Source organism: Vicinamibacterales bacterium, assembly GCA_041659285.1.
Lineage (GTDB): Bacteria > Acidobacteriota > Vicinamibacteria > Vicinamibacterales > UBA2999 > 12-FULL-67-14b.
Map to the genome: position 1 here is coordinate 205,941 of JBAZYO010000006.1, position 21,731 is coordinate 227,671.

Annotated in this window: 20 protein-coding genes; 3 read left to right on the top strand and 17 right to left on the bottom strand. The window is 67.5% G+C overall.

The annotated features are described in order from the left end of the window. Position 1: 1 nt before the first annotated feature. The 8 genes from WC815_11815 to dnaK form a co-directional block, all read right to left on the bottom strand. Positions 2–511, bottom strand: a complete 510-nt coding sequence (locus tag WC815_11815; GenBank protein ID MFA5909457.1) for a hypothetical protein — start codon at positions 509–511, stop codon at positions 2–4. A gap of 81 nt (positions 512–592) precedes the next feature. Further along, positions 593–1,045, bottom strand: coding sequence for a hypothetical protein (locus tag WC815_11820; GenBank protein MFA5909458.1), 453 nt, complete (start codon positions 1,043–1,045; stop codon positions 593–595). Positions 1,046–1,078: 33 nt separating this feature from the next. Continuing rightward, positions 1,079–2,224 (bottom strand): radical SAM family heme chaperone HemW, encoded by a 1,146-nt coding sequence (gene hemW / locus WC815_11825; GenBank protein ID MFA5909459.1) that lies wholly within the window; start codon positions 2,222–2,224, stop codon positions 1,079–1,081. Continuing rightward, positions 2,224–3,114 carry an ATP-binding protein gene (locus WC815_11830; GenBank protein MFA5909460.1) on the bottom strand — a complete coding sequence of 297 codons (891 nt, stop codon included), beginning with the start codon at positions 3,112–3,114 and terminating at the stop codon, positions 2,224–2,226. The genes hemW and WC815_11830 overlap by 1 nt, the downstream gene beginning before the upstream one ends. A gap of 20 nt (positions 3,115–3,134) precedes the next feature. After that, the gene (locus WC815_11835) at positions 3,135–3,776 is read right to left on the bottom strand and encodes a sigma-70 family RNA polymerase sigma factor (GenBank protein MFA5909461.1); all 642 of its coding nucleotides are present in this window, start codon (positions 3,774–3,776) and stop codon (positions 3,135–3,137) included. A gap of 38 nt (positions 3,777–3,814) precedes the next feature. After that, positions 3,815–4,261 (bottom strand): helix-turn-helix transcriptional regulator, encoded by a 447-nt coding sequence (locus WC815_11840; GenBank protein ID MFA5909462.1) that lies wholly within the window; start codon positions 4,259–4,261, stop codon positions 3,815–3,817. Next, positions 4,258–5,340, bottom strand: a complete 1,083-nt coding sequence (locus tag WC815_11845) for a DnaJ C-terminal domain-containing protein (protein ID MFA5909463.1) — start codon at positions 5,338–5,340, stop codon at positions 4,258–4,260. Before WC815_11845 ends, WC815_11840 begins: the two co-directional genes overlap by 4 nt. Before the next feature lie 34 nt (positions 5,341–5,374). Next, a complete protein-coding gene (gene dnaK, locus WC815_11850) occupies positions 5,375–7,306 on the bottom strand; it encodes a molecular chaperone DnaK (GenBank protein ID MFA5909464.1) in 1,932 nt (643 codons plus the stop codon). Positions 7,307–7,443: 137 nt separating this feature from the next. On the opposite strand from dnaK, the gene WC815_11855 reads away from it, so the two are divergent. After that, positions 7,444–9,714 carry a PBP1A family penicillin-binding protein gene (locus tag WC815_11855; protein ID MFA5909465.1) on the top strand — a complete coding sequence of 757 codons (2,271 nt, stop codon included), beginning with the start codon at positions 7,444–7,446 and terminating at the stop codon, positions 9,712–9,714. A 30-nt stretch (positions 9,715–9,744) separates the two neighbouring features. Here the strand turns inward: WC815_11855 and prfB are convergent. The 6 genes from prfB to WC815_11885 all read right to left on the bottom strand — a co-directional run bounded on the left by prfB (position 9,745) and on the right by WC815_11885 (position 16,075). Further along, a protein-coding gene (prfB, locus tag WC815_11860; GenBank protein MFA5909466.1) for a peptide chain release factor 2 occupies positions 9,745–10,822 on the bottom strand; the annotation gives its coding sequence in 2 pieces (ribosomal slippage) (positions 9,745–10,806 and positions 10,808–10,822; 1,077 coding nt in all). Positions 10,823–10,904: 82 nt separating this feature from the next. Further along, the gene (gene lnt / locus WC815_11865; protein MFA5909467.1) at positions 10,905–12,443 is read right to left on the bottom strand and encodes an apolipoprotein N-acyltransferase; all 1,539 of its coding nucleotides are present in this window, start codon (positions 12,441–12,443) and stop codon (positions 10,905–10,907) included. Positions 12,444–12,468: 25 nt separating this feature from the next. Beyond that, the gene (locus WC815_11870; GenBank protein ID MFA5909468.1) at positions 12,469–13,116 is read right to left on the bottom strand and encodes an inorganic pyrophosphatase; all 648 of its coding nucleotides are present in this window, start codon (positions 13,114–13,116) and stop codon (positions 12,469–12,471) included. A 49-nt stretch (positions 13,117–13,165) separates the two neighbouring features. Then, the gene (locus tag WC815_11875) at positions 13,166–13,843 is read right to left on the bottom strand and encodes an SPOR domain-containing protein (protein MFA5909469.1); all 678 of its coding nucleotides are present in this window, start codon (positions 13,841–13,843) and stop codon (positions 13,166–13,168) included. 25 nt (positions 13,844–13,868) lie between these two features. Then, on the bottom strand, positions 13,869–15,482 hold the full coding sequence (locus WC815_11880) for a tetratricopeptide repeat protein (GenBank protein MFA5909470.1): 1,614 nt from the start codon (positions 15,480–15,482) through the stop codon (positions 13,869–13,871). Then, positions 15,482–16,075, bottom strand: coding sequence for a hypothetical protein (locus WC815_11885; protein ID MFA5909471.1), 594 nt, complete (start codon positions 16,073–16,075; stop codon positions 15,482–15,484). Before WC815_11885 ends, WC815_11880 begins: the two co-directional genes overlap by 1 nt. Before the next feature lie 69 nt (positions 16,076–16,144). Between WC815_11885 and argS the strand changes: the two genes are divergently transcribed. Both argS and WC815_11895 read left to right on the top strand, forming a co-directional pair. Beyond that, positions 16,145–18,163, top strand: a complete 2,019-nt coding sequence (gene argS / locus WC815_11890) for an arginine--tRNA ligase (GenBank protein MFA5909472.1) — start codon at positions 16,145–16,147, stop codon at positions 18,161–18,163. Between the two features lie 13 nt (positions 18,164–18,176). Continuing rightward, a complete protein-coding gene (locus tag WC815_11895; protein ID MFA5909473.1) occupies positions 18,177–18,869 on the top strand; it encodes a gamma-glutamyl-gamma-aminobutyrate hydrolase family protein in 693 nt (230 codons plus the stop codon). Here the strand turns inward: WC815_11895 and WC815_11900 are convergent. The 3 genes from WC815_11900 to WC815_11910 all read right to left on the bottom strand — a co-directional run bounded on the left by WC815_11900 (position 18,850) and on the right by WC815_11910 (position 21,719). Continuing rightward, positions 18,850–20,112: a TRAM domain-containing protein gene (locus WC815_11900; GenBank protein ID MFA5909474.1), complete on the bottom strand. Its 1,263-nt coding sequence runs from the start codon at positions 20,110–20,112 to the stop codon at positions 18,850–18,852. The two genes, WC815_11895 and WC815_11900, sit on opposite strands and share 20 nt — an antisense overlap. A 47-nt stretch (positions 20,113–20,159) precedes the next feature. Next, the gene (locus WC815_11905; GenBank protein ID MFA5909475.1) at positions 20,160–20,879 is read right to left on the bottom strand and encodes a hypothetical protein; all 720 of its coding nucleotides are present in this window, start codon (positions 20,877–20,879) and stop codon (positions 20,160–20,162) included. Between the two features lie 63 nt (positions 20,880–20,942). Continuing rightward, positions 20,943–21,719, bottom strand: a complete 777-nt coding sequence (locus WC815_11910; GenBank protein ID MFA5909476.1) for a type III pantothenate kinase — start codon at positions 21,717–21,719, stop codon at positions 20,943–20,945. Between the last annotated feature and the right edge of the window lie 12 nt (positions 21,720–21,731).

A 21,731-nucleotide genomic window follows, 5' to 3' on the forward strand; every position in this document is an offset into this window, starting at 1 on the left:
GTTAGCGGCCGCCGGGTTTCTTGACTTCGGGAGGGGCGATGGGCGCCACCGCCATGTTCGCGAGTTCGGTCAGGTCGAGCTTTGACGGCGGCGCGGCGAACGCGTCCTGGTACTTGCTCAGCATCTCCGGCGCGAGGTCCTGGACCAGGGCGTCAACCAGCAACGACGGCCGGTAGTCGAAGCCCGGCACCGCCGGCAACATCACGTGGATGTAGAGGACATTGCCCTTGGTGTCGGCCGCCGCCGCCTTGAACACACGCCAGCCCTTGGTGGCGGCCTTACGCGAGGCATCCGCGTCTTTGGCGAGCGCGGCCTGCAGCGTCTGAATCACCAGCTCGTAGTCGGCGGTCGCCGCTGGCTTGATCGCCACGAGGATCAGGCCGGCTTCCCCAACGAAAGCGGACGTGGCCGGATCCGGCGACGGCGGCGTCGCGGCGGGCGGAACGGTCGCTTGCGGAGTGGGCGCCACGGCCTGGGCCAGCAGCACGATGAGGGCGAGCGCGGCGGTCACAGGAACCAGCATACCGCGACAGGTAGGGGGCAGGCCCTGGAGTGCGTTGACTCCAGGGCCCGCTGAATTGTCGGAATGGGCCTACTGAACCTTGTTCAGGATGGTGATGGCGCGACCGGCGAAAGCGTCCTTGTACTTCTGGAACACCTCCTGGACCTCGACCGGGAACACTTCGGCGATGAGCCGGGTGATGTCGTATTCCTGGTCCTTGATCACCGGATCAACCATCAGCACGTAAACCGCGCTGTTGTTCACAGCCTGAGGGGACTTGAAGAACTTCAAGCCGGCCAGCTGCTGCTTGCGCTCGGCCTTGTCACTCTTGCCGAGCGATTCCTTCAGCTTGGCAACCACACCCTCAAAGTCCGCCGTCTTATCGGGTTTGATGAGAAACGTGATGACGGCAGCATCGCCGTCGAGTGTCAGGACCGGTTTGGCCGGAGCCGCCGGCTCCTGAGCCGCCGCCACGCCCGCCCCAGCCAGCGTGAACGTCGCCAGCGCAATTCCCGACACAAAGACCCGCAATCCTCGAAGCATTGAACAGCCTCCTTCAAACGAAAGTTCGCTACTTTACCGTACTGGACGTCCGATGAACACCGACATCACTTCGTTAGCTAGAAGCATGCCAGCCCTCGTCAGGGCCAGGCGCCGGTCCGGCTCATGCACCAGCAGCCCCGCCCCGATGAACGCTGCTAAGTCTTGCCCGTATCGTGCCCAAATATCAACGTCATGCTGTACCCGCATGCGCGGGAGGTCCAGGCCATCGGCCAGCCGCAGGCCCATGAACAGCGCTTCTTCGAGGCGTTCCTGCGGTTCCAGGGTCCTCCGATCGAGGCGCACATCGGCGCCCGACCCGATGCGCTCGACGTACTCCGTCGTCGAGCTCAGGGTCCGCCAGCGCTCACCAGCGTAGGTCGCATGCGCCCCGCAGCCAAAGCCAAGCCACTGCCCTTGCTGCCAGTATTTCAGATTATGGCGCGACCGGCGCGCGGCCGGGCGGGCCACGTTCGAGATCTCGTACTGGTCATAGCCGGCGCGGTCCAGGCGGCCCAGGCCATCCATGTACATGTCCGCCGCGTCGTCATCCGGGGCCACCGACCATCCGCTGCGCGCCATCGCCTCTTTCAGCGGCGCGTTGGGATAAATCTCGAGCAGGTAAAGGGACGCATGGTCGGGGCCCACGTCGATGAGCGCGTCCACCGATGCCAGCCAGTCGGACGGGCGCTGGCCCGGGAGCCACATCATCAGGTCGAGGCTGACGTTGTCGAAGCCGGCGGCGCGCGCCAGCCGGACCACGCCGCGGGCGGTGTCGGCGGTATGCAGGCGGCCCAGCCGCGCGAGCTCGGCATCGTGAAACGACTGCACGCCGAAGCTCAGGCGGTTGACGCCGGCGGCGCGAATGCCGTCGAGCATGGCGGCAGTGGACGACTCGGGGTTGGCTTCGAGGGTGATCTCGCAGTCGTCCGCCACGGCAAAGCTGTCGCGGCACGCGGCGATGATCGCGGCGACCTCGGCCGGCTCGAGCAACGACGGGGTGCCGCCGCCAAAAAAGATGGTGTCGGCCGCCACGCCGGGCGCCGCGCTGCCGCGGATGTCGGCGATCAGCGCGTCAACGTAGCGGCGGCGCAGGCCCTCGTCGTGCAGGCCTCGATTGAAGTTGCAGTAGTTGCAGATGGCGGCGCAGAACGGAATGTGGAGGTAGATCCCGATTGGCACTACTTGCTTCCGGCTTTGCCCCCGGACCAATTCAGCTCGAACTGGGTCCCCGAATCCTTGAGACGCGCGCGTGCCATGCCCTTGGTCTTGGGGGGCAGGTTCGACGAGCGGCGCGCGTTCTGCGGCGAGGCGGGCGAGTTCTTCTGCCACTCCGCGATCTTTTCCGCTGAGGCGTGCGGGCCGACTTCACGCACGTCGGCGCCCTGGATTTCCACCCAGTCGCACATCTCGACGAGGCGCGAGCGCGTGCGCGCGCCGAGCTGGAAGATGAAGCCCTGCGGGTCGGTGTTGTCGGGAGAATCGACCAGGTTGCTGGTGAAGATGGTCGGCCGCCGCGCGTTGTAGCGCGTGTTCACCACCAGGCCGAGTGTTTCCTGCACCCATTCCGACGTGCGTTCCGCGCCCAGGTCGTCCAGCACCAGCAGGTCGGCGTTGAGCACCGGCCCGAGCACATCCATTTCGGTCTCTTCGACCGACCGGTTGTAGGTGTCGCGCACCAGCCGCAGCAACTCGCGGGTTTCGAAGAAGTAGCCGCGGGCGCCCTTGGTGCGCACGACTTCCTTCAGGATGCCGACGGCCAGGTGCGTCTTGCCGACGCCGTGAGGACCAAACAACAACAGGCCCTTGTCCACGGCGGGAAACGCCTCGACGAACTTGGTCGCGCGGCGAAACGCCTCGCGCTGCGTGTTCATGTCGTGTTCAAAGGTGGCCAGTTCGCAACGCGCGTAGCGGGACGGCACGCGCGCTTCCTGCATGAGCCGATCGACCACGGCGCCGCGCCAGCAGTCGCAGCGCGTCAAGCGCTCGATGCCGTCGACTTCCACGCTCTTCCAGCGTGATCCGTTGCAGATGGGGCATTCCATGGCGGCGGGCTCGATCTCGGCTGACAACTGGGGCTGACGGATGGCGACTAGTTCAAGTAGCTGCGCAGCACGCTGGGCTGCCGCAGCGCGTGCGGGGCGCCGGTGTCGAACTTCAGCGGGCCCTTGCCCGACTTGCGCGCCTTGCGGCGCTTGCGGCCTTCGTTCTGCAGGTGAATCTCGAGGTCTTCGGCGTCGCTGGTCGCCGGCTCGCGCACTTCGCCGCCGGTGGCCGCGGTGTGCGCGTATTCCATCGCCACGCGAATCGCATCAACCTGCCGGCCCGAAACCGACGCGGCCGTCAGGCTCTCGGAGTTCACCTCCGGCGAGCGCGACGCCTCCGCCAGCAGGTGCATCATCGCCTGACGGATCCACCAGAGCGCCGAGGCCTGAAACGTCTCGGACTGCACGGGGTCGAACCGGCGCGCGGCCTCGATCAAGCCGAGGTTGCCTTCGTGGATCAAGTCGAGCAGCGGCACGCCGAGGCGGCGAAAACGTTTCGCGTAGTGAACCACGAAGCGCAAGTTCGACTGCACCAGCCGGCCCAGCGCGTCTTCGTCGCCGTGTTGCTGAATTTGACGGCCGAGCTGTTGCTCGTCATCAGGCGTGAGCAACGGGAAGCTGGAAATCTCGCGAAGGTAGGCGTGCAGTGTTTCCGATTCGGATGCCAGTGACTCGAACTTCCTGACCACGAGCGAATCTTACCACCGACGCATGTGGGGATAAACCCTTAGCTGGGTGCCTTGCTTTTTTTTGTCGTGTCACTCTTGCTCACGGTCGCATCAGGTCCCGGATGCGCGGCGCGCACCAAATCGGCCGGCGACGCTTTCACCAGTGCCGTGCCCAGCCGTTGTTCCCAATCGTCGATGCCGCGCGCCAGTTCACGCTTCACGTATTCCATGAACTCGTTCACTTCACCCTGCATTTGCTCCATCTTGCGGCGCATATTCAGGATGATCTCAACACCGGCCAGGTTCACGCCCAAATCTCGGGTAAGTGACAGAATCGTCTCCAACTGCTCGAGATCCTCTTCGGAGTAGAGCCGCGTGTTGCCTTCCGTGCGTGACGGCTTGAGCAATCCTTCCCGCTCGTACAACCGCAAGGTTTGCGGGTGAATGTTGTAGCGCTGGGCCACCACGCTGATCATGAAATACGCCTTGCCCTGTCGCTTGGTCATTGCTCCCTGACGCTTTCGCCGTTGATCCGGCCGAATTCCCGGAGCAATTCCTTCGACCGCTCGTCCAGCACCCTGGGCAGGCGCATGCGCACTTCTGCCACCAGGTCGCCGCGCCGGCCGTTGCGCCCGACCGCGCCGCGCTCGCGCATGCGGAAGCGTTGTCCTGACTGCGTACCCGGCGGCACCCGCAGCCGAACCGACCCGTCCGGTGTCTCAATGTCGATTTTGGCGCCCAACGCCGCCTCGTGGATGGCGAGCGGCACCGTCATGTGCAATTCGTCGCCTTCGCGCCGGTAAACCGGATGCTCGAGTACGTCCACGTCGATGAGCAGGTCGCCCGGGAGTCCGCCACGAACCCCGGCATGGCCCTTCCCGCCAATGCGCACGCGCGCGCCGGCGGCGACGCCCGCCGGGATCCGCACGTTCAGCGTTTCGGTTCGGGGTTCCACACCCTGCGCGTGGCACGGCAGGCACTCTTCCTGTTTCAGCCGTCCGGAGCCGCCGCAGGTCGGACAGTTCTTGGCGAACACCATGTGGCCGCGAACCGACCGCACCGCGCCGGTGCCCTCGCAGGCCACGCACCGCGTTTCGGCGACCCGCTGATATCCGCTGCCCGTGCAGGCGCGGCAGGTGTCTTGCCGCGTCACCGTGACCGCGCGCTGCACGCCGTGCCACGCTTCTTCGAAGGTCAGCGCCGTCCGGGCATGGATGTCGGCGCCGTGCTCGGCGCCTTCCGGCTGCTCGCGGCCGGCGCGGCGCGCAAATACCTCCTCGAACAGCTCGCCAAAGGTGGTCGTGCGCTCGGCGTGCACGCGACTGGAGAAGTCGAACCCGGCAAACCCGAACGACGCCACCTCGTCTTCGGCGATCCCGTTCAACTGGCCGGCGTCGTAGCGCCGCCGCCGATCCGGATCGATCAGCGTCTCGTAGGCATCCAGCACCTGGCGAAAGCGCGCCGCCGCCTCCCGATCACCCGGGTTGATGTCCGGGTGCAGGCGCCGCGCCAGCCGGCGATAGGCCTTCTTGATATCGCCGGACGGCGCGCCACGCTCGATGCCAAGAACGATGTAGAGGTCCATCGTCGGGTCCTTCTAACTGCTGGCTGCCAACGCCCTACTTCTTGTCGTCTTCCACCACTTCAGCGTCGATGACGTCGCCGTCCGGCTTGGCGCCGCCTTCCGCTGCACCAGCACCTCCCGCACCTGATGCACCTGATGCACCGGACGCACCCGACGCACCCGCCTCCGCCTGCTGCTTGTAGAGCGCTTCCGACGCCTTGTGCTGCGACGTCATCAGCACGTCCATCGCCTTGCTCATGCCCGGCGTGTCGTTGGCGTCGATCGCCGTCTTGAGCTCGGCCATCGCGTTCTCGATCGCGTTCTTGTCGGCGATCGGGATCTTCTCGCCGGCGTCCTTCAGCATCCGCTCGGCCGTGTAGATCGACTGGTCGGCGCGATTGCGAATCTCGATTTCCTCGCGCCGCTTCTTGTCTTCATCCGAGTGCGCCTCGGCCTCGCGCATCATCCGATCGACTTCGTCCTTGCTGAGGCCGGACGAGGCAGTGATGGTGATCTTCTGTTCCTTCTGGGTGCCGAGGTCCTTGGCCGAGACGTTGACGATGCCGTTGGCGTCGATGTCGAAGGTGACCTCGATTTGCGGCACGCCGCGGGGCGCCGGCGGCAGGCCCACCAAGTGGAACCGGCCGAGCGTGCGGTTGTCGCGCGCCAGCGGGCGCTCGCCCTGCACCACGTGCACTTCCACGCTGGTCTGGCTGTCGGAGGCGGTCGAGAACACCTCGCTCTTGCGCGTGGGAATCGTCGTGTTGCGCTGGATCAGCGGGGTCATCACCCCACCCATGGTCTCGATGCCCAGCGACAGCGGCGTCACGTCGAGCAGCAGCAGATCCTTGACCTCGCCGGCGAGCACGCCCGCCTGGATAGCGGCGCCGATGGCGACCACTTCGTCCGGATTGACGCCCTTGTGCGGTTCCTTGCCGAAGATCTCCTTGACGATCGCCTGGACGCGCGGAATGCGCGTGGAGCCGCCCACCAGCACGACTTCGTCGATCTTCGAGGGATCGATGCCGGCATCGGTCAGCGCGGTCTTGGTCGGGCCGACGGTCTTCTGCAACAGCTCCTCGACCAGCGACTCGAACTTCGCCCGCGACAGCTTCATGGCGAGGTGCTTCGGCCCGCTCGCATCCGCGGTGATGAACGGCAGGTTGATCTCCGTCTCCATCACCGAGGACAGTTCCATCTTGGCCTTCTCGGCGGCCTCGCGCAGACGCTGCAGCGCCATGCGGTCCTTGCCGAGGTCGATGCCGTCGCTCTTGCGGAACTCGTCGATGATCCACTCGATCACACGCTGATCGAGGTTGTCGCCGCCCAGGTGGGTGTCGCCGTTGGTGGACTTCACCTCGACGACGCCCTCACCCACTTCGAGGATCGAGATGTCGAAGGTGCCGCCGCCGAAGTCGTAGACGGCGATGGTTTCGTCCTTCTTCTTGTCGAGGCCGTAGGCGAGCGCGGCGGCCGTCGGCTCGTTGACGATGCGCATGACCTCGAGACCGGCGATCTGACCGGCCTCCTTGGTGGCCTGCCGCTGAGCGTCGTTGAAGTAGGCGGGCACCGTGATCACCGCCTTGGTGACCGGCTGGCCCAGGTAGTCTTCCGCGGCCTGCTTGAGTTTCTGCAGGATCATCGCCGACAGCTGCGGCGGTGCCAGGTCCTGCTCCTGCGCCTTGACGCGCACGTCGCCGTTGCCGGCGCGCTCCACGCGGTAGGGCACCATCTTCATTTCTTCGTTCACTTCGTCGAAGCGGCGGCCCATGAAGCGCTTGATCGAGAAGATGGTGTTCTCGGGATTCGTCACGGCCTGGCGCTTGGCGACCTGGCCGACGAGCCGTTCGCCGGCCTTGCTGAACGCGACGACCGACGGGGTGATCCGGCTGCCTTCCGCGTTCTGAATGACGGTGGGCTGATCGCCCTCCATCACTGCCACGACGGAATTGGTGGTGCCGAGATCGATGCCAATGATTTTGCTCATGGTCTTAGTATGAAATGTGAGTGCATTGCTGTCAACCAGTTCCGCGGCTGCCGCCGGCCCATGGCCGCGGAACCGACGGGTATACTGGGATTTAGCGACCTGCGATGCGCCGGCGGGTCCCAATTCGCATCCAGGTCATGACACTCGCCATTCGCTACGCCCGCCACGCCGGTATCGCTGCGCTGTTCGTGGCGGCGGCCCTGCTCGGCACCCTGAGCGGCGTGCTGTTCGCCTATTCCGGTGACCTGCCGGAAGTGAGCGCGCTGGACGACTACGCCCCGAACACCATCACCCGCGTGCTCGGCAAGAACGACCAGGTCGTCGGCGAATTCGCCGTCGAGCGCCGGGTGGTCATCCACTACAACGACATCCCCGAAAACCTGCGCCAGGCGATCCTCGCGGCCGAGGACGGCAGCTTCTTCGACCACGCCGGCCTCAGCATTTCGCGCATGATGCTCGCGCTGGTCCGCGACGTCATCTCGCGCGGCCGGGCGCCGGGCGGCAGCACCCTCACCCAGCAACTGGCGCGCAACCTGTTCGCGTCCAACATCGGCTTCACGACGGGCGACCGATCGTGGGAGCGCAAGGTCAAGGAGTCGCTCGTCGCCGTCCAGATCGAGAAGCGGTACACGAAGCCGGAAATCTTCACGATGTACTGCAACCAGATCTACTTCGGTCACGGCGCCTACGGCGTCGAGGCGGCCTCTCAGCTCTACTTCAGGAAGCCGGCCAGGGCGCTGGCCCTCGAAGAGGCCGCGACCATCGCCGGGATCATCCAGGGCAACGTCCGGCAAAGCCCGTTCGTGAACCCGGAAGCGACCCGGCGCCGCCGCAACTACGCCCTCGACCGCATGGCCGAGGAAGGCTTCATCACCACGGCCCTCGCTGATGCCGCCAAGCAGAAGCCCATTGTCGTGGCCGGTGACCCGGCGGCCGAGACCAGCCAGGCGCCGTATTTCCTCGAAGAAGTGCGCAAGTACCTGGAAGCCAGCTACGGCGCCAAGGCCCTGTATGAGAGCGGCCTTACGGTGCGCACCGCGCTCGACCTGCGGCTGCAGCAGGCGGCCAACCACGCGGTGGACCGCGGCCTCCGCCGCGTCGACAAGCGCCGCGGGTTCCGCAAGCCGCGGCGCAACGTCATCGCCGAAGGCCGGACGGTGGACAACTTCAAGCACGATCGCTGGGCCCAGCGCATGTCCGCCGGCGACATCGTCCCCGCCGTCGTGCGCTCGGTAAACAGCACCAGCGCCCTGTTGCGCATCGGTCCACTCCACGGCGAGCTGACCAAAGCCGGCATCCAATGGACGCGCCGCACGTCGCCCGCGGAGCTGGTCAAGGCCGGCGACCTGATTGACGTCGAGCTGACGAAGGTGGACGACACCACGGCGGTGGTGACGCTGGAGCAGACGCCGCTGCTGGAAGGCGCGCTGGTCGCGATCGACAACCACACCGGCCAGGTGCTGGCGATGGTCGGCGGCTACAGCTTCGGCCGCAGCAAGTTCAATCGCGCGACCCAGGCGTATCGCCAGATGGGCTCGACGGTGAAGCCCATCCTGTACACGGCGGCCATCGACCGCGGCCTGACGCCCACGACCATCCTCGTGGACGAACCGACCGCCTTCGACGCCGGCGCCGGCCAGCCGCCGTACCGGCCGCGCAATTACGATCGCAAGTTCCAGGGAACGATGACCCTGCGGCATGCGCTCGAACAGTCACGCAACATCCCCGCGGTCAAGGTCATCGACATGCTGGGGCCGGGCCAGGTGGCGTCGTACGCCAAGAAGTTCGGCTTCGCGCAAGAGTTCCGCCCGTTCCTGTCGATGGCCCTCGGCGCCCAGGAAGTGACGCTGATGGAGCTCACCAGCGCCTTCTCGGCCTTCCCGAATCACGGCATCCGCATGGAGCCGTACCTGGCCCAGGCGATCACCGACCGCGAGGGCGCGCTGCTCGAGGAACGCCGCCCGCAGCCGAAAGACGCCATCCGCGCCGACACCGCCTACGTCATGACCAACCTGCTCCAGGGCGTGGTGCAGCGCGGCACCGCCGCCTCGGCCCAGTCGCTCAACTGGCCGCTCGCCGGCAAGACCGGCACCGTCGACGACAACACCGACGCCTGGTTCGTCGGTTTCGATCCCAACGTCACCGTGGGCGTGTGGATGGGCCACGACGAAAAGAAGCCGATTGGCGGCAACGAAACCGGCACCACGGCGGCGTTGCCGATGTGGATCGATTTCATGAAGGACTATCTCGATCTCTACGCCGACCGCCAACACCCGCCGACGTTCGACCCGCCCGGCAACATCGTGTTCATGACGGTGGACCGCGACACCGGCGAAGCCACCGGCGACGCCAATGCCCGCGCGATCACCGAGGCATTCATCTCGGGCACCCAGCCCTCCCGCCAGTAGCCGCGATCGTGGCGCGGCTCCGCCAGGCCCCTACTCGTCGTCGTCCCCAGTCGACGGCTGGCCCAGGGTACCCGACGCCTTCTGCATCAAATAGGTCTTGATGAACGCGTCGAGGTCGCCGTTCAACACCTTGTCCACCTGCCCCTCCTGATACTTGGTCCGGTGGTCCTTGATCATCTGATACGGCTGCAGCACGTAGCTGCGGATCTGGCTGCCGAAGGCAATCTCCTTCTTGGTGCCGCCGATCTGCGACAGCTTGTCCTGCTGCTCCTTCTGCTTCAGGTCGTACAGCCGCGCCTTCAACACCTTCATCGCCACGTCGCGGTTCTTGTGCTGGGACCGCTCGTTCTGGCAGGAGATGACGATGCCGGTCGGCAGGTGCGTCAGGCGGACGGCGGAATCGGTCACGTTGACGTGCTGGCCGCCGGCGCCGCTGGATCGGAACGTGTCGATACGGAGTTCCTTGTCGGGAATGTCGATCTCGATCTCGTCGTCGAATTCCGGCCAGACGTAGACCGACGCGAACGACGTGTGCCGGCGGGCGGCCTGGTCGAACGGTGAAATGCGGACCAGCCGGTGCACGCCGGCCTCGGCCGCCATCAGGCCGAAGGCATACTCGCCGCTGAGCGTGTAGGTGACACTCTTGAGGCCGGCTTCCTCGCCCGGCTGATAATCCAGGATCTCGCGCTTGAAGCCCTTCCGCTCCGCCCACTTCAGGTACATGCGGAGCAGCATCTCGGCCCAGTCCTGCGACTCGGTGCCGCCCGCGCCCGGATGAATGGTGATGATGGCGTTGGCGAGGTCGTGCTCGCCGCTCAGCATCTTCTTGGTTTCGGCGGCGTCCACCTGCGCCTCGAGCGCGTCGAGCGCCCTGGCGAGATCGGCCACGACATCTTCGCCCGACTGCGCCCACTCGAGCAGCACGCCGATGTCGTCGATCTTCTTGGTGAGGCTGTCGCGCAGCTCGATGTCCTGCGCCAGGCGCCGCTGCCGTTGCAGCGTCTTCTGCGCCTCGGCCTGGTTGTTCCAGAAGTCCGGTGCGGCGACCTTCAGTTCGAGCTGCGCCAGTTCCCCGGGATCGTGCGCATCGTCAAAGATAGCTCCGCATGTCGGAGGCCCGCTTCAGCAGGTCGGTGGAGCGGCGGACGAGGTCATCAATCGCGAGTGCCAAGAGACTCTCCTTGCGGCCGTCAGCGTTCGGCTTTCAGCCAGGCGGCCGCCGCCAGCGCCAGCACCGTGAGCACGGTGGACACCTGCGCGACCAGATCACCAATTCTGGCATAGAGCGTCCGCTCCTGCACGAACCGGGCTTCGCCGACCACCGCCACCGTTTCGAACAGCCTGGTCCGGACCAGCACGCGGCCGTAGGGGTCGACAATGCCGCTCACCCCGGTGTTGGCCGCGCGCACGAGGTAGCGGCCCTGCTCCACGGCTCGCATCGCGGCCATCTCGAAGTGCTGGTAGGCGGCCGATGACTCGCCGTACCAGGCGTCGTTGGTGATGGTCGTCAGCATCTCGCTGCCCTGCCGCACGGCCTCGCGCATCAGGCCGGGATACGTGACCTCGTAACAGATGGCGGTGCTGATCATGTGCTCGCGCACCGGCAGCATCGTGACGCGCTCGCCCGCCGTGAATGCCGACACCGCTTCGACCAGGGGGGCGACGAAGAACAGGGCACGCTGGAACGGCACGTATTCGCCAAACGGCACCAGATGGATCTTGCGATACACGGCGGCGGTGGCGCCGGCGGTGTCGAGCATGAACGCGGAGTTGTAATAGTGATTGGCCGGCGGGCCGCGCTCGAGTTCGTCGCTGCCGAGCAGCAGCGGCTTGCCGAGTTCCCGGACCGCGGACCGGATCAGCTCGCCGCCGGGATCGTCCTGGAAGAAGAACGGTGTCGCCGACTCGGGCCACAGCAGGAAGTCGGCGCCGTCGGCGGCGGCCTGGCGGGTCAGCTGCAGGTAGCGGTCCACGATCATGTCCGCGCGCGCGGGGTTCCACTTGTCGGTCTGCGCGATGTTGCCCTGGATCAACCCCACGCGAACGGGCTCGCCCTGGGTCAGGCGGTTGGCGGCGAGACGCTGACCACCCCAGACCGAGACCACGACGATCAGCGCGAGGGTGCCGGCGATGGCCCATACCCGCGTGCGGCCGGCAGCCAGGGCGGTCACGGCGAACCCGACGTTGACGAGGGCGACAAACATCGACAGCCCGTAGACGCCGACCAGGCTGGCCACCTGGACGATCGGCAGCATCGTCACCATCGTGTTGCCCAGCGGGATCCACGGGAAGCCGCCAAACAGGAAGCCGCGCGTGTACTCCGTCGCCACCCACGCGGCGGGCGCCAGGGCGAGGCCGATCAGCCCGAACCGTTGGACGAAGGTGGCCGTCAGCGCTGACGCCGCCGCCACAAAGGTCGCCATGTAGAGGACCAGCAGGCCCGTGACGAACACGGCCACCGGCATCGGCAGCCCGCCGAAGGTCTGCACGGTGGCGCCGGTCCAGTAGACGGTGCCGGCAAAATGCACGAAGCCGGCGATCAGGCCCAGGCTAAACCCGCGGCCGGCGCTGACGCCGTGCGTCCGCCCCAGCTGGCCGTTGAACCCGGTCAGGGCGACCAACAGCGGCACCAGCGCGACAAACGCCACCGCCGGATGGCCATACCTCGGGAACGACAGGGCCAGCAGCACGCCGGAGGCGGCCGCAGATGACACCGATGACGCAGACAACGCAGACCGGAATCTTGTCAAACGGCTAGGCTTTCATCGCAGCATCGAGCAGCGTTTCGAGGGAGCCGAACTTCTCGTGGTAGTCGGCCTGCGCCCTCCGAATCACGTCGAACGCTTCGTCGCGCCCGTAGACGTGGGTGATCTCACACGGGTTCTCGTTCGTGCCGGGCACGAGCTTGTAGGTTTCGAAATAGTGAATCAGCCGTGAGACCAGCGCCTCGGGACAATCCTTGATGTCGCGGAAGCCGCCGTAGGCCGAATCGCCGACCAGCACGGCCACGATCTTGTCGTCCGCTTCGTTGCCGTCGATCATCCGCAGGCCGCCGATCGGCACGGCCTGCAGGAGGATGTCGCCGTGCGACACCGGCCGTTCCGAGAGGACGCACACGTCCAGCGGATCCTGATCGCCGGCAATCGACGAACGCCCGGTCTTCTCCGCGCTGAGCTCGGCCACTCGCGTGCCGCAGTAGGTCTGCGGCAGCAGGCCGTAGAGCGCCGGACAGAAGTTCGAGAAACGCTGCGGCCGATCGAGCTTGAGCAGGCCCGTGGCCTTGTCGAGTTCGTACTTCACCGTGTCGGACGGCGTGATCTCGATGTAGCAGGTGACAATGCTGGAGCCCTTCTCGCCCAGCCGGACGCCATGCCAGGGATGGGCCCGGAACAAGCGGCCCATCAGCTGCCAGAGAGGCTGTCGAGATTTCGAGGTGGTACCCATCGGCGTCCTAGCGGACGACCCAGGGCTTGAACTGCTCTTCCTTCTGCAGCCGGGCGGCGACCGTGTCGGCTTCGCGGCGTTCATTGAACTTGCCGACGCGGACGCGGAAGACCGACGGCGCCCCCTTCGCGGGCGCGAGCACGTAGGCCGGATAGCCCTTGCTGGCCAGGCGCTTCACGATGGTGTCGGCCTCATTGCGTTCGCGCAGGGCCGCGACCTGGATGGCGAAGCCGGTGCCGGCCGGTTCCGAGGGCGTGGCCGCCGGTGCAGGCGCAGCCGCGGCCGCCGCGGGTACTGCCGCAGGCGGGGCGGCCACCGGTGCTTCCGACTTCGGCGTGGGCGCTTCGGCGGCGGGCGCCGGCTCAGCTTCCCTCTTGAGCGGCTCGGCGGCCGGCTCGGTGCCGCCGAGGCGCTCGGCATAACTCAGCTTCTCGCCCGCGGTCACCGGCGAGGCGCTCGACCCCTGTCCGGCCGACGTGGGAGGCGGAGGCGGCTCCGACTCGGCCGCGGCCACCGACGCCTCGGCCCCTTCGGGCAGCCCGCGCTCGGCGCGGACCCCGCGGCCCACCTGCACGCCCATCAGAAAGATCGCGACCGCGATCACCACAATGGCCATGCCCATGAAGACCAGTTGCTTGCCGTTGAGCTGTATCTCGCGAAACGCGTCGTCTTGAGTGGTAGCCATCAGTGCAGATCTGGGCAGAATTTTATCATGGGCCTTCGCCAATCCGAACCTTCACCGCCAGCGCGTCTGCCGCTTTCGGATCCAGGGCCAGCGCCCGGTCGATCTCGCCTCGGGCGGCGGCCGTGTCCTGAACCTGCAGGTAGGCTTCGGCCAGGGCCACGTGCGCGGCCACGGTCTCTTCGCTCCACAGCGCAATCTTCAGGGCTTCCACAGCCTCTTCGGCGCGGCCGCCCCGCAAGTAGAGCCGGCCGAGCATCAGGTGGGCTTCGGCCAGGTACGGCGACAGGTACAGGGCCCGGCGCAGTTCCTGGGTCGCTTCGCGATCCGCCTCTCGCTGATAGGCGCGGCGGCCGGCATCGAGATGGAAGGCCGCGAGGGCGTCCTGGTCGCGCTGTCCGGCGGTCGTGAGCATGTTATCGACGCGAATGGCCGACGGCGTTAGTTCCTCGGCGAGGCGTTCGAGCCCGCGAGGCACGGGGTCGCCACCGGCGGCCCGCGCTTCCCACCCCGCGTACTTCGACGACAGCCGGGTGGCCAGCTCACGCTCGCGCGCGGCTTCGGCGGTGGCGCCGGTCTGGTGGAGGGCCACGCCGAGGATGAAGTGCGCGTCGCCGTCGCCCGGATCCCGGCGCACGGCCTCCCGCAGCCAATAGATGGTGGCGCGCGCATCGCGATCCAGCCAATACGCGTAGCCCAGGTTGAAGAACAGGTCGCCGTCGGCCGGATCGATCTCGCTGGCCTGGCTGAAGTAGTAGGTGGCGCGGCCGGGCTGCGGCGTCGCGGTGCGACGCAGTTCCGCGACGCCAATGGCGTTGGTGACGGCGGCCGAACGCCCTTCGCCCTGCAACGCCCGCAGCGTCTGCAACGCGTCATCAAAGCGCTTGAGGCTCAGCAACGACAGCGATCGGCGAAAGCGGCCTTCCCGCGAATAGCGGCCCTCCGCGCGCATGCCCGATACGGCATCCAGCGCGCGCTGATGGTCGGAGGCGTCCGTGTGCACGTCCCAGAGCGCCAACCGGGCCGGATCGAACTGCGGCGCCGCCTTGCGCGCCTGTTCGAGGAACGCAATTGCCGTGGCCGGCGTCTCGGCGACGAGACCCTTGATGTAGAACTCGAAGACCTGGGGCGATGGGGGCAGGCGATCCGCCGCCGACGGCGGCGTGCCGCGGCCGCGCACGAGAATCGCCAGCCGGCCGAACACGCCGAAGACATCCGCCAACGGACCCGAGGCCTGGACTTCCGGCAGCAGCCGGCCGGTGTCGAGTCGCACCACGCGCGCGCGCGCCGTGAGCTGTTCGCCGGCAATCTCCAGGGCGCCGATGACCAGCGCGCTGGCCCCCACGGCCTGGCCGACCTTGACCGACGAGGCGCGGCTCAAATCCGCCGCGGCGGGCAACTGCAGACGGTCGAATGCCCGCAAGCGCTCGGCGCGATCGACCACCCGTTCGCCGGGCGCCTCGAGCAAGTCTGACAGCAGGACCGCGGCGCCCTCGCGCATCCACGCCAGCCGCGGTTCTTGCCGGGCGTTATCGAAGGGCACGACGAGGACCGGGGCGCCGGCGGGGACTTGCGCCGCGCCGGCCGCGGGCCAGAACGCGACCGCGGCGAGCAGGCACGCCGTGGCCCCTCGACCGGTCATCACGTTGCGTCAGCCGGCTCCACGGCGCGGGGTCCGCTAATCGTGATCGCCAGGCTCCAACCGCCCGGCTGCCCGGCCGCCAGGCCGACGTCGGCATCGACAGCGCAATGCGCGAGGAGGCGCTGGAGGGCCGCGGCGTAAAAGCCGCGCATGGGGACCGGGGCGGGATCCCGCAGCTGATCGCACAGCGCCGACTTGATGTCGACCACGGCCTGCGAACCCTTGAGCCGCACCTTCACCTTGGACTGCCGCACCGTGGCGAGCACCAGCCGCTTCCCCAGCCCGAGGGCCGCGCGCGAGCGCAGGCGCAACGGCAGCCGCCGGATGTACCACCGGCGGAGGCTCGAGAGATCCTGGAAGGTCCAGTCGGCGGCACAGACGCCAGCCCGGGTGGCAATCTGGTCGTTCGACGGCGGCTCCTCGCGATGGAGAAAGCTGAGGACGGCGCCCAGCGGGGCGAGGCCGATGCGGCCATCCCGCATGCCCGATGGGCTCAACCAGTTTTCGTAGAAATCGAGCCGGCTTGGTGCAACATCGGCGATGCCCTGGTGCAGACTCGAGATGAGCAGGCGGCCGATTCCAGCGTCAACCATGACGAAGGCGTGGGGATCTGATAACGTGATCGTACCGCTTCGCTGCGACCGAGTCAACGAACCAGCATCATGATTCTTCCCCTACACGAACAGCTCAGGGCGCGTGTGCGTGCCGTGCTCGCCGAGCGATACGACCTCACCGATCCCGGCCTGGAGATCCCCGTCGAGTACCCGCCGAACCGGACGCTCGGTGACCTCGGCACGCCGGTCGCGTTCGATCTCGCCCGGCAGCTGCGCAAGGCCCCACGCGTGATCGCGCAGGAGATCGCGGCCGCGCTCGGTCCCCTCACCGGCGTCACCCGGGTCGAGGCGGCACCCAACGGCTACCTCAACGTCTTTCTCGATCGCCCGGCGTTCCTGCTGGCGCGGCTCGGCGTCGCCGGCGAACTGCCCGCGGCCCCGCCGCGCCCCGACAAGACCATCGTCGAGCACACCGCGATCAACCCGAACAAGGCCGCGCACATCGGCCACCTGCGCAACGCCGCGCTCGGCGACACGCTGGTCCGCGTCCTCCGCTTCCGCGGCACGCCGGTCGAGGTGCAGAACTACATCGACGACACCGGGGTGCAGGTCGCCGACGTGGTGGTGGGGTTCCGCGAGATCGAGTCGATCGACCTGGCCGGGGCCAGGCGCATCGCCGCCACGGCGCGGTTCGACTACTACTGCTGGGACCTGTACGCCCGCGTCACCGAGTGGTACGGCGGCGACCAGGAACGCCTGAAGATTCGCGCCGCCACGCTGCACGACATCGAGCACGGCGTCGAACCCACGGCGAGCCTGGCCGCGTTCATCGCCGACACGGTCGTGCGCGCGCACCTCAAGACCATGGCCCGGCTGAACATCGACTACCAGTTGCTGACTTGGGAAGGCGACATCCTGCGCCTCAAGTTCTGGGCGCGGGCGTTTGAGGTCCTCAAGCAGACCGGCGCCGTGTTCCTGCAGACCGAAGGCCGGCTGGCCGGCTGCTGGGTCATGAAGATCGACGACCAGCCCGCGGTGGAGGCGGCGGGCGCCGATGACGCGCCCGCGGACGAGGCGGAGGAACGGGAGAAGGTGATCGTCCGCTCGAACGGCACCGTCACCTACGTCGGCAAGGACATGGCCTACCAGTTCTGGAAGTCGGGCCTGCTCGGCCACGACTTCCACTACCGCCCGTTCGCCAAGCGCATGACCGGAGAGACGCTGTGGGCCACCACCAGCGACCCGGCCCTGGCGGTGGCGGACCATCCGGCGTTCGGCGCGGCGGCGGCCACCTACAACGTCATCGACGTGCGGCAGGCGTACCTGCAGAAACTCCTGAAGCAGGCGCTGTCGGCCATCGGGCATCCGGCGGAAGCCGATCGACTCACCCACTTCTCGTACGAGATGGTGGCGCTGTCGCATGCCACCGCGCAGGAACTCGGGTGTGCGCCGCCGCCGGAGTCCGACGACGCGAAGCGGCCGTTCGTCGAGGTCTCGGGTCGCAAGGGGCTGGGCGTCAAGGCCGACGACCTGATCGACCGCGTCATCGACAAGGCGCTGTCGGAAGTGAATCGCCGCCAGCCGGAGCTGACCGACGCCGATCGGCGCCGCATCGCCGAAGCCATCGGTATCGCCGCGGTGCGCTACTTCCTGATCAAGTACTCGCGCACGAGGGTGATTGCCTTCGACATCGACGAGGCGCTCAGCTTCGACGGCGAAAGCGGGCCGTACCTGCAGTACGCCGTGGTGCGCGCCAATAACATCTTCCAGAAGCTGCAGGACCGGCTCGGCTTCGACGCAGCGGCCATGCTGGCGCCGCTGCCCCTGGCGCCGCCCGACGCCATCAACGGCGCCGATGGCGACCATGAACTGTGGGCCCTCGTGCTCGAGGCATCGCGGCTGGACGACGTCGTCGAACAGGTCGTGCGGACGCTGGAGTTCGCGGTGCTCGCGAAATACGGCTTCGGCCTCGCGCAGATGTTCAACGCCTTCTACCATCGCGCCCAGATTCTCAACGAGGAGCGCGACGACGTGCGCCGCTGGCGGGCCGCCGCGGTGGCGTATTTCCGCCTCCAGCTCACCAGGCTGCTCGATCTAATGGGCGTTGCCGTTCCGCCTCGAATGTAGGACGCTTGCGTATATGGCTCTGATTGCGATTGCCCGGAACCGCCGGATGTCCGACTACGTGGAATCCGTGCGCCGCGCCGGGGGCGAACCGATCGAGGTGGGGGCCGGCGGCGAGTCGCCCGCGCACATCCTCGCCCGCGTTGACGGCATCATGCTGACCGGGGGCGGCGATGTCGATCCGGCGCTCTACGGCGCGACGCCCCACACCACGTTCGAAGCCGCGGAAGCGGAGCGCGACGCGTTCGAGATCGAGTTGTCGCGCCTGGCCGTGGCCGGCGACATTCCGTTCCTCGCGATCTGCCGCGGCATGCAGTTGCTGAACGTCGCCATGGGCGGCACGCTCATCCAGGACATTCCGACCGAAGTGCCGGGGGCGCTCGAGCACTCCGTGCCGGAGCCGCGCGCCCACGTCGCGCACGAAGTGTGGGTGGCGAAAGACTCGCAGCTGTCGGCGCTGCTGGCCGATCACATGGAAGACGGCGAGACCTGCCACGTCAACAGCCGCCATCACCAGTCCGTCGCCAAGGTCGCCCCGGCCTTCGTCGTCACCGCCACCTCGCCCGACGGCGTGATCGAAGCCATGGAGAAGCCGGGCTCGGCGTTCTGCATCGGCGTGCAGTGGCACCCGGAGAACTTCTGGCGCACCGGCGAGTTCCGCTCGCTGTTCGAGGGTTTGGTAAAAGCGGCTAACGCGCGAACGCGATGACCGTCTCGACGTGCGCCGTGTTCGGGAAGAGATCGAACGCGCGCGCGCCGCTCATCCGGTAACCCGCATCGATCAGCAGCCGGGCGTCACGCGCGAGCGTGGCGATGTCGCACGACACATACACCAGGGTGGCCGCGTGCAGCGCCACGACGCCGGCCAACGCCTCCTTCGACAGGCCCGTCCTCGGCGGATCGACGATCACCGTCGCGGTCTTCGTCGCCGCCCCCAGGTACCGCTCCACCGGTTCCGTCCGCGCCTGGACGTCGTCCCGCCCCGTGGCGTTCCGCCGCAGGTCGTCGGCTGAGAAGCGGTCGCCTTCCACCGCGACCACCGGGCCGTGACCGGCGTGAGCCGTGGCCAGGCTGAACAGGCCGACGCCCGCGTACAAGTCGAGCACCGGCCCCTGCGTCACCTGCGACACCACGTGATCCACGAGCGGCTGCAGCAGGAAGCGATTGCCCTGGAAGAACGACCGCGTATGGCGCGACAACCTGGCGCCGGACACGGTGTCTGACACCAGCGGCGATCCCCATAGGTCCATCGTCCGCGGCGACTCGGGCGGCGCGCAGGTGGCGCCGGTGAGGCCATCGAGGCGGGTCACGGCGGCCAGCCGTGACGGGTCGGCGTTGGGCAGCAGCTCGAGGTGCACGGCCCGCTCGGCGGCGTCGAGGTTCTCCGACAACTCGATCTCGCTGACCGTGTCGCGCTCGAGCGTCTTCAACGACGCCTCCAGCGCGGCAATCACCGCCAGCGTGTCCGGGCGAAGCTGGCGCGTCGGCCCGGCCTCGCACAGCGAGTGTGTGCCCTCGCGGAAGAACCCGATGCGGCCGTTGCGGACGTGGAGCCGCGCGCGCATCCGGTAACCGTCGATCGGCGACGCCGCGACAGCCACGGGCGCGGCGAGGGTGATGCGGCCCAGGCGCCGCAACGTGTCTTCGATGATCGCCGACTTGAGGGCCCGCTGGCGGTCGTACTGGATGTGCGCCAGCACGCAGCCGCCGCAGCCGCCGTCCGACGGCGAGACGCCGTCGGCGGTGTCGGGCAGACGATCCGGTGACCGCTCAATCACGGTGCGGGTGATCGCCCAGCCGGTGCCGCGCTGGACTTTCTCCACCTCGGCTTCAACCACCTCTCCGGGGATGGCGCCGGCGACAAAGACGATGGCGCCCTCGTGGCGCGCGATCATCCGTCCGCCCGCGGCGGGCCGTTCGATGGTGAGAGTGAGTCGATCGCCTCTGTGCATGGTTCTCCTGCGTTGGGGTCAGACCCCTCGGCACTCTCTGCTCGGGGTCAGACCCCGATCTCTGGCAAGCCGAAGTGGAGGCGGACCAGCCGGTCGATCGCGGCGCGGCGCGATTGCGCGTACGCCTCCGGCGTCATGCGCGGACGAAACGGCGCCAGTTCGGCGTCCGCTTCCCGTTCAAGGTCCCCCAGCCGATCGCCGAGGGCGGCCGACGCCGCGGCGACGAGTGCCGATTCGACCGCGGCAATCCGTTCCAGCAGCGCGTCGCGGGCGTCGCCGCGGGCGCGGGCGGCCTCCGGCTGCGCCGCATCAAGCGCCCGCACCGCCGCGTCGAGTGCCGGGCCGAAGGCGGAACCGGCCTGGTCGCTGCCCCGCAGCACGGTGAGTCGCGACACCGCGGATTCCAGTTGCGAGGCCAGCGACCGCCGCGAGCGGCCCGCGCCCTGCACGGGCTCCTCGACGTCCGGGCCCCCGGCCGAATCCGGCACCACCGCGGTGACGCCGATGGCACGCCGCCAGTCGTCAAACGCATCCAGCACGTCGGCTTCGCAGAAGTCGATCCGCACCGGGCGGCGGCGCGGCCCCTTCCGATAGTAGCGTTCGAAGTACCGATCGATGCCGGCTTCAGCCACCTTCAGGGGAATGCCCTGGTGCGCCCACGCCACGATGCGCTCGAACGCCGGACCGGTGATGCGGATCAGGTGGCCGTCGTTCTTGCGGCAGAGATACGCTTCCAGATCGCGGCAATAGGCGTCAACGTCCGTCACAATATTTGATCTGTGTCTAATCTGTGGCTGTATTTCTGTGTCTAATCGGTGGCTGGTCTTCGCCTAATTGGCGGCCCGGCGTTCCCACACCAGCCGGAGCCCGCGCAGCGTGAGCTCGGGATCCACGTGTTCGATCAGCGTCGATTCCGGCGCCACCATTTTTGCCAGCCCGCCGGTCGCCACGACCACCGCGGCGCCGCCCAGTTCCGCCTTCATCCGGCGGACCAGGCCCTCGACCATGTCCACGTAGCCCCAGAACAGTCCTGACTGCATCGACGCCACCGTGTTGGTCCCGATCACCCGGGCCGGTTTCTTCAAATCGATGCGCGGCAACCGCGCGGCACGCTGAAACAACGCGTCCGCGGAGATCTGCGGCCCCGGACAAATCACGCCGCCCAGGTACTCGCCCTTCGCGGAAATGGCGTCGAACGTCGTCGCGGTGCCGAAGTCGACGACGATGATCGGCAGGCCCTTGCCGTATTGCTCGAAGGCGGCAATGCCGTTGACCACGCGATCGGCACCGACCTCGGCGGGGTTGTCGTAGAGGATCGGCATGCCGCCGTTGACGGCGGGCTCGAACAGCAGCGGCACGCGGTCGAAATAGTCCGAGACCATGGTGACCAGCGTGCCCGTCAGCGGCGGCACCACCGACGCAATCACGATGCCCGAGATCTCTTCGTGGCGGACCTCGTAGCGCTCGCACAGGTTCGTGATCAGAATCCCGAGCTCGTCGGACGTGCGCTCGCGAATGGTCGTCAGCCGCCAGCTGTGCACGAGGGTCTCCCCTCGAAACGCGCCGATGACGATGTTGGTGTTGCCGACGTCGATTGCTAGAAGCATAAGAATACGGTG

Bases quoted from the DNA above. Each gene is read 5' to 3' on its own strand.
- WC815_11910 (MFA5909476.1), bottom strand. From the start codon at position 21,719: ATGCTTCTAGCAATCGACGTCGGCAACACCAACATCGTCATCGGCGCG.
- WC815_11820 (MFA5909458.1), bottom strand. From the start codon at position 1,045: ATGCTTCGAGGATTGCGGGTCTTTGTGTCGGGAATTGCGCTGGCGACG.
- argS (MFA5909472.1), top strand. From the start codon at position 16,145: ATGATTCTTCCCCTACACGAACAGCTCAGGGCGCGTGTGCGTGCCGTG.
- WC815_11895 (MFA5909473.1), top strand. From the start codon at position 18,177: ATGGCTCTGATTGCGATTGCCCGGAACCGCCGGATGTCCGACTACGTG.
- WC815_11875 (MFA5909469.1), bottom strand. From the start codon at position 13,843: ATGGCTACCACTCAAGACGACGCGTTTCGCGAGATACAGCTCAACGGC.
- WC815_11880 (MFA5909470.1), bottom strand. From the start codon at position 15,482: ATGACCGGTCGAGGGGCCACGGCGTGCCTGCTCGCCGCGGTCGCGTTC.
- WC815_11840 (MFA5909462.1), bottom strand. From the start codon at position 4,261: ATGACCAAGCGACAGGGCAAGGCGTATTTCATGATCAGCGTGGTGGCC.
- WC815_11870 (MFA5909468.1), bottom strand. From the start codon at position 13,116: ATGGGCCGCTTGTTCCGGGCCCATCCCTGGCATGGCGTCCGGCTGGGC.
- WC815_11855 (MFA5909465.1), top strand. From the start codon at position 7,444: ATGACACTCGCCATTCGCTACGCCCGCCACGCCGGTATCGCTGCGCTG.
- WC815_11845 (MFA5909463.1), bottom strand. From the start codon at position 5,340: ATGGACCTCTACATCGTTCTTGGCATCGAGCGTGGCGCGCCGTCCGGC.
- WC815_11885 (MFA5909471.1), bottom strand. From the start codon at position 16,075: ATGGTTGACGCTGGAATCGGCCGCCTGCTCATCTCGAGTCTGCACCAG.
- WC815_11900 (MFA5909474.1), bottom strand. From the start codon at position 20,112: ATGCACAGAGGCGATCGACTCACTCTCACCATCGAACGGCCCGCCGCG.
- dnaK (MFA5909464.1), bottom strand. From the start codon at position 7,306: ATGAGCAAAATCATTGGCATCGATCTCGGCACCACCAATTCCGTCGTG.